Below are 6,733 nucleotides of genomic sequence, written 5' to 3' on the forward strand. Positions count from 1 at the left end.
AATTAGGTATAATTTAAGAGTAGGTTTATGGAAACGTTATACGAATTGCTGAAGATTATGATAGACAAAGGGGCTTCAGACCTGCATATAAGCACCGGCACACCTCCAAGAATAAGGGTTGACGGCAAACTCGTCCCCTTTAACAGTTCCGCCCTTTCACCTGCCGACACCAAGGCGCTTTGTTACAGCGTCCTTACCGATACACAGAAGCATAAATTTGAGGAGAACAATGAGCTCGATCTTTCCTTTGGCGTAAAAGGGCTGAGCCGTTTCAGGGCAAACATATTCATGCAGCGGGGCGCTGTGGCAGGAGCATTCCGGACTATCCCATACAACATAAGGACCTTCGGCGAGCTTGGACTGCCTCCAATAGTGACTGAATTTACCAAGAAACCAAGAGGACTGATTTTAGTCACCGGCCCAACAGGTTGCGGGAAATCATCCACACTTGCGGCCATGATAGACAAGATAAATAAAGAGCGGCATGAACACATAATTACAATTGAAGACCCGATTGAATTTATCCACGCACACAAAAATTGCCTGATAAACCAGAGAGAGGTAAACGCGGATACAGCGTCATTTAAGGACGCACTCCGGTATGTGCTTAGGCAGGACCCAGACATTGTCTTGATCGGTGAAATGAGAGACCTGGAAACAATAGAGGCTGCGCTTACCGTCTCGGAGACCGGACATCTTACTCTGGCGACCCTGCATACCAATACCGCAATTCAGACGATAAACCGCATCATAGACGTATTCCCCGCGCACCAGCAGGAGCAGATCAGGATACAACTGTCCTTTGTCCTTGAGGGAATAATATCCCAGCAGCTTCTTCCCAAAAAAACAGGCGCGGGCAGGGTACTGGCGGTAGAAGTGCTTGTCCCCACTCCCGCCATCAGAAACCTCATCAGAGAGGACAAGACCCATCAGGTATATTCCATGATGCAGACAGGCCAGGCCAAATTCGGGATGCAGACAATGAACCAGTCTCTTTTTGAATTGTATAAAAAAGGTTTAATAGCGTACGAAGACGCCCTTGCGAAATCCACGGTCCCGGACGAGCTGCTTAATATGATGCAAAGGGCTTCGTTAGGAAAGGTGTAATAAATGGCTACCGTATTTAAATGGACAGGGAAATCCGCAAAAGGCGCCGTTGTAAAAGGCGAGCTTACCGCGGGTTCGATGGAAGAAGTAAAAGGTTACCTGCGTAAACAGCGCATAACTCCGACAAGTGTTACACAGAAAGGGAAACCCCTTTTCAGTGCGTTCGGAGCGAAAGTCACGGACAAAGACCTTGTTATTTTCACAAGACAGTTTGCAACGATGATAGGAGCGGGACTGCCGCTCGTGCAGGCGCTGGATATTCTCTCCAAGCAGACCGAGAACCCCGGATTTGCAAAGAGTATCGGCGAAATAAAAAGCGACGTGGAGGGCGGCTCCACCTTTGCGGACGCCCTTAGAAAATTCCCTAAGGTCTTTTCAGACCTCTATACGAATATGGTTGCGGCCGGTGAAGCAGGCGGTATTATGGACACCATTCTCGTCAGGCTTGCCTCATATATTGAAAAGGCCCAAAAACTCAAGAGGAAGGTCAAGGGCGCGATGGTTTACCCTTCAGTTGTTATTACAGTCGCCATCATGGTCATCGTGATCATCATGGTCTTTGTCGTGCCTACCTTTGCAAAAATGTTTACAACGCTTGGCGGGACCCTGCCGATGCCGACCCAGATCATAATTGATTTGAGTAAATTCCTCGGCGGAATCGGAGGGTTGATAATGTTTGGAAGCATTATCGCCACGATAGTCTCTATTGTCCAGTTCCGGCGGACGGAAACAGGCCAGATGGTTACAGACAGAATAATCCTTAGGCTTCCTGTTGTCGGGATACTTTTCAGAAAAGTCGCTGTGGCAAAGTTCACGCGCACGCTCGGCACCCTTATAAGCAGCGGTGTGCCCATACTCGATGGTTTGAACATAACTGCGAAAACCGCAGGCAACAGGGTGATTGAAAAGGCGGTCATGGAAGTAAGGCAGGGGGTTTCCGAGGGAAGAACAATTGCCGAACCGTTGACCCAGTCAAAAGTATTCCCCCCGATGGTCACACAAATGATCGCGGTCGGTGAATCCACAGGCGCCCTTGACAATATGCTCGGGAAGATCGCGGATTTCTATGATGAAGAAGTTGACCAGGCAGTCGGTAATCTCACGTCCATGATAGAGCCTGTGCTGATGATCTTTCTCGGCGGCACTATCGGATTCATAGTAGTTGCCATGTATCTGCCGATATTCAAGCTGATAACGCTGGTCAAGTAATTACAAGTGCAAAAGATGAAGGCGGGAGGATGAATTTAACAATTCTTTCTTCTGCCTTTTGCCTTTTGTCTTCAACCCTTATACAATTAAGCGATGCAAAAAGAATTGTTTAAACGGATCCAGGCCCTGATCTTTATCAGGGTCACGGTAGTCACCCTCCTGCTCGGCTCCTCTTACATATTCAGGATCGGTTACGAGAGGCTGTTTCATCCTACGGCGTTTTCCTTTTTCATAGCCTTTCTCTATTTCCTGACAATATGCTATGCCCTCGTCCTCAGGTGGGCCAGGGATGACCGGCATTTTATCTTCTTTTCATATGCGCAGATCATTATCGACGTCATTTCCATAACAGTTCTTACATATATGACAGGCGGCATCGGCAGCATGTTCTCCTTCATGTTCCCGCTGAGCATACTATCCGCGGGTATCATCCTGGACCGCCGCGCATGTTATGTTATCGCCACATTAAGCAGCATTCTCTACGGGACCCTCATAGATCTCCAGTACTACAAAATATTAAAAATTCCCTCGGGCATTTACTTTGCGGACAAGGATTTTTTCTACAACATCTTCGCCAATTTCATCGCATTTTATCTTGTCGCTTTTCTCAGCGGATACCTCTCCGATAAACTCCACAAGGCAACGAAGAGCCTCGAAGAGAGGGACACTATCCTGAAAGACTTAAAGGCCTTCAGCCGCTATATTATTGAAAGCATGCCCAGCGGAATATTCACAACGGATTTAGACAGGAGGATCATTACTTTCAATACCTCAGCACAGGAAATAACAAAGTTCTCTCAAAGCGACGTCGCCGGGAAAACACCTGAAGAGATATTCCCCTTTCTGGCAAATTGCAAAGTGCCGCTGGACAGAATTGAAGGCGAGATACTAAGAAACGGCGACGCCTTCCCGGTCGGCATGAGGCTCTCCCCGCTGAAGGACAGCGCCGGGAACCCAATTGGAATAATCGGCGTCTTCCAGGACCTGACTGAACTAAAGGCAATGGAGGCAGAAGTTAAGAGAAAGGAGAAATGGGCCTTCATCGGAGAGCTTTCCGCCTCGATCGCCCACGAGCTCAGAAATCCCCTCGCCTCTTTAAAGGCGTCCATTGAAATGCTGCATGAAAAAAAGGTCTCCGAAGAACATGCGGACAGGCTCATGAACATTGCGTTGTCCGAGATGGACAGGCTCAACGGAATTATCACGGACTTCCTGCTCTATGCAAGACCGAAAGAATTGGACAAGCAACCCTTCGACCTGCATCAGTCCTTAAGGGACGTGACGACCCTCCTGCAAGGTTCAGGATCAATCAATGAAAATGTTACAATATCGGCGAAATTGGACGGCAGCCTGATGGTCACCGGAGACGCAAAACAGATGCGGCAGGTCTTCTGGAACCTCGGAATAAATGCTCTTGACGCCGTCTCTGACGGAGGCAGCGTGGACATTTATACGGTCAGGAAAAATAATACCGTAGAGATAATCTTCAAGGACACTGGCACGGGGATAAATCCGGGCGACATGGACAAAATTTTTTATCCCTTCTACACTACAAAGGAAAAAGGGACCGGGCTTGGACTTTCCATTGCCCAGAAGATAGCTGAAGAACACGGCGGCAAGATCGTTGTTAATTCCAGGGGCGCCGGAACAGGAACGACTTTCAGAGTGATATTGCCGGTGATTTGAGAAATGTTTTACCACAGAGAACACAGAGGAAAACAACATCCGCAGATTACACAGATTAACACGGATATTTTGAAGCTATTTTAATCTGTGCAATCTGCGAAATCTGTGGAGGAGCTTTTTCTATGAAAAAGACAAAAGGTAAAATTTTAGTCGTTGACGATGAAAAGAGCATGAGGGAGATCCTTGAGATCTTCCTCAAAAACGAGGGCTACAGCGTAGCCACCGCCGACAACGGCGCTGCGGCAATTGACGCCGTAAAAAAAGACATCTACGATCTTGTCATCACCGACATGAAGATGCCGAAGGCCGGCGGGATGGAGGTTTTAAAAAACGTAAAAGAAATCTCGCCGGAAACCGTAGTGGTAATTGTGACCGCTTTCGGCACGACGGAATCAGCCGTAGAGGCGATGAAGCACGGGGCGTATGACTACATCTCAAAACCGTTTCAGATGGATGAGATCAGGCTTGTTATAAAAAACGCCCTTGAAAAACTGAAGCTCCTGAAAGACGTCTCCATCCTGAAAGAACAGCTAAAGTCGCCGTCCCTTGAAAATATGATCGGCAGCAGCCCGGCGATGCAGGAGATGTTTGCCATAATAACCAAGACCTCCGAGAGTAGCGCGAACGTGCTTATTCTGGGAGAAAGCGGCACCGGCAAAGAGCTTGTCGCAAAGGCGGTCCACAACCTCAGCCTGAGAAAAGACCAGCACTTCGTAGCAATCAATTGCGCGGCGATCCCGGAGGGGCTTCTTGAGAGCGAACTCTTCGGATATATGAGAGGCGCCTTCACAGGCGCCGCGGCCAATAAACAGGGACTGTTTGAACTTGCAAACGACGGCACGCTCTTCCTTGACGAGATCGGAGAAATGCCCATGAACCTGCAGGCAAAGCTCCTGCGAGTTATCGAAGGCGGCGCCTTCCGCCGGGTCGGCGGCGTGGCCGACATAAAGGTTGATGTGAGAATTATTTCCGCCACTAACAAAGACTTAAAAGACCTCATCGAAAAAGGCCTCTTCAGGGAAGACCTCTATTTCAGATTGAATGTGTTGTCCGTGAAAATCCCGCCTCTCAGGGAGCGCCGTGACGACATCCCGGTTTTAGTGGACCATTTCCTGAAAAAATTCGCCGGTGACAAAAAGAAGTTCTCCCCTGACGCAATGGAAATGCTCAAGAATTATCGGTGGAGGGGAAATGTCCGGGAGCTTGAAAATATTATTGAAAGGGTGGTGCTCCTTTGCGACAGGGAAGTTATGGGCGTGGAACATCTCCCTGAAGAAATCAGGTCCGCCTCAACCATCGCAAAGGGGATTGCCGTGCCGTCCGGAGGCATGGACTTTGAGAAAATGATGGAAGACATGGAAAGGGCATACCTGCTTAAAGCCCTCGAACAGACAAACGGTGTCAAGACCGAAGCCGCAAAACTCCTCAACCTCACCTTCAGATCATTCAGACACAAACTGAAAAAGTACGGCATTGAGAGAAAGATAATTACGGATTAGGCATCGATACAGAGAATCAAGAAGGTCACGCAAGCGTGTAGACCACCAGCCCTAACGCCGCTGCATCTCCGGCAGTCGGAGTTCCCCCCGCTCGATCATTCCAATAAATTCTTCAACTGATGCTTCAGCTTTGGCCATAATAGTTCATCCTCTCTGAATAAAATTCCGTGCCCCTGCACGATTCATGGTCTCGTGCAATATCCGGATTAAAAACGCCTTGGGGAAAATGTGTTGAAACTTCAATTAATGGTGCTATTCTGCGGGCTATGGAGTTTTCCAGAAACAATACGTTGTCATTCAGATGCCGGTCAATATAAGAGACTGACAGAAACAGATTGTTCAGATGATCGAAGTCACGATCTGTTGTCAGTAAAGTCGCGTTAAGAGCGGAAGCTGTTGCTGCAATCCAGATATCGTTATTGCTCAAACTGCATATTCAGTTCTTAAGGTCCCGCAATATTTCTTCAATAGATTCATCGCCGGGCCATTGTGCCCAAATCTTTTGCAGCCAGTCTTTTCTGTCCAGCTTCAGCAGGACTTCGCCAAAAAGCTCCATGTCAGTGAATGCCTGCGGCGTCTCCGAGAATATTTCTTCGCCGGGTTTTCTTTGTTCTTTATCACATGAGCGTCCAGCAGCAAACCGCGCTCGGCGCAGTCGGTAAGACTGCCCATAAGATCGAGCAGGGCCTTTACCGAAATAGTGCCATCGGGCGTCGCAAGACCTTTGAGTTTAATTTCATACTTAACGGTTTTCATGACCTCACTACTTATAGATGATTGCCTTTGTCAGATAACATGACAGTAACAAAATGAAAAATCAATATCTGGTCACTGCTCAACTAACCGCGTCCTGCAACGTTGCCTCAAGAATTTTCCGGCTGGTCGTAGTGTTGTTGTTGATCCGTGCCTCCATCTCATCGCAGAGCGCCATCAGTTCATCCACCTTCGCCGCGATCCGGTGTTGTTCGGCAAGAGGTGGAAGGCCAAGCGGAAACGCACGAACAAGCCCAGAATTTAGGTTCAACTGAGCCATCCCACGAGCCTTTTTGATAGCATAGGTTTGAAGAGTTTGGAATAAGATAAAAAAGAATTGTGATAGCAAAGGGATAATGGCCCTATTAACTGCAAAGGTAAAATGTCCCCTTCAAGGAGGAGAAGCCTATGAAGGGAGAAATAGTTTTGAGTCAGAAGGAAATACAAAGAGTTAAAGTCATGGAACAAGTGATGAGTGG

6 protein-coding genes are annotated in these 6,733 nt (G+C 48.0%); 4 read left to right on the forward strand and 2 right to left on the reverse strand.

Annotated elements, in window-relative coordinates; genetic code table 11:
• The first annotated feature begins 27 nt into the window (after positions 1 to 27).
• The 4 genes from HZB61_06510 (at position 28) to HZB61_06525 (ending at position 5,501) form a co-directional block, all read left to right on the forward strand.
• Entirely contained in the window at positions 28 to 1,107 is a 1,080-nt protein-coding gene (locus HZB61_06510) for a type IV pilus twitching motility protein PilT (GenBank protein ID MBI5056245.1), read from the forward strand.
• A 3-nt stretch (positions 1,108 to 1,110) separates the two neighbouring features.
• Positions 1,111 to 2,316 (forward strand): type II secretion system F family protein, encoded by a 1,206-nt coding sequence (locus HZB61_06515; protein MBI5056246.1) that lies wholly within the window; start codon positions 1,111 to 1,113, stop codon positions 2,314 to 2,316.
• Between the two features lie 105 nt (positions 2,317 to 2,421).
• Positions 2,422 to 4,002, forward strand: coding sequence for a PAS domain S-box protein (locus tag HZB61_06520; GenBank protein MBI5056247.1), 1,581 nt, complete (start codon positions 2,422 to 2,424; stop codon positions 4,000 to 4,002).
• A 122-nt stretch (positions 4,003 to 4,124) separates the two neighbouring features.
• Positions 4,125 to 5,501 (forward strand): sigma-54-dependent Fis family transcriptional regulator, encoded by a 1,377-nt coding sequence (locus HZB61_06525; GenBank protein ID MBI5056248.1) that lies wholly within the window; start codon positions 4,125 to 4,127, stop codon positions 5,499 to 5,501.
• A 528-nt stretch (positions 5,502 to 6,029) separates the two neighbouring features.
• Here the strand turns inward: HZB61_06525 and HZB61_06530 are convergent.
• Together HZB61_06530 and HZB61_06535 are read right to left on the reverse strand one after the other, a co-directional pair.
• Positions 6,030 to 6,257 (reverse strand): hypothetical protein, encoded by a 228-nt coding sequence (locus tag HZB61_06530; GenBank protein ID MBI5056249.1) that lies wholly within the window; start codon positions 6,255 to 6,257, stop codon positions 6,030 to 6,032.
• 79 nt (positions 6,258 to 6,336) lie between these two features.
• Complete coding sequence (locus tag HZB61_06535; GenBank protein MBI5056250.1) at positions 6,337 to 6,603, reverse strand: restriction endonuclease subunit S; 267 nt, start codon at positions 6,601 to 6,603, stop codon at positions 6,337 to 6,339.
• Between the last annotated feature and the right edge of the window lie 130 nt (positions 6,604 to 6,733).

Source organism: Nitrospirota bacterium (genome assembly GCA_016214845.1).
GTDB lineage: Bacteria > Nitrospirota > Thermodesulfovibrionia > UBA6902 > UBA6902 > SURF-23.